Source organism: Mycobacterium sp. 1245111.1 (genome assembly GCF_001673405.1).
In the GTDB taxonomy this organism is placed as follows: Bacteria; Actinomycetota; Actinomycetes; order Mycobacteriales; family Mycobacteriaceae; genus Mycobacterium.
Map to the genome: position 1 here is coordinate 1 of NZ_LZLV01000078.1, position 714 is coordinate 714.

General features: G+C 62.5%; 1 protein-coding gene. It reads right to left on the bottom strand.

Annotated features, from left to right (window positions below; genetic code table 11):
* Positions 1–714 (bottom strand): MMPL family transporter (locus A5658_RS12170; protein WP_156751409.1); only part of this gene is annotated, 714 nt, incomplete at both ends.

The window sequence follows — 714 nt, forward strand, 5'->3', positions numbered from 1 at the left end:
CTGGCCGGTCGTGGGCGGACATGTTGCGGCCACCAGAACCAACGTCCGAGCAGTGTGGCCAGCGACGGCGTCATGAAAGACCGGACGATCAGGGTGTCGAACAGCAGGCCGAGACCGATGGTGGTGCCCACCTGGCCGATGATGCGCAGGTCGCTGACCACCATTGAGGCCATCGTGAACGCGAACACCAGACCGGCGTTGGTCACCACCTTGCCGGTGCTGCCCATCGCGCGGATGATCCCGGTCTTCAGCCCGGCGGGTATCTCCTCTTTCAAGCGGGATATCAACAACAGGTTGTAGTCCGAACCGACGGCAAGCAGCACGATCACCGACATCGCGAGCACCATCCAGTGCAGTTTGATACCGAGGAAGTATTGCCAGACGAGCACCGACATGCCGAACGATGCCCCCAACGACAGCGCGACCGTCCCGACGATCACCGCCGCCGCGATCAGACTGCGGGTAATGATCAGCATGATGATGAAAATCAGGCAGAGCGAACCGATTCCGGCGATCATCAGGTCGTACTTGGAGCCGTCCTTCCAGTCTTTGAAGGTGGCTGCGGTGCCGGCGAGGTAGATCTTGGCGCCCTCCCAGGGCGTGCCCTTGATCGCCTCGTGCACGGCTTTCTTGATCGGCGCGATGTGGCTGATGCCCTCGGGGGTGGCGGGGTCGCCCTCGTGCGAGATGATCAACCGGACGGCGTGCCCGTTA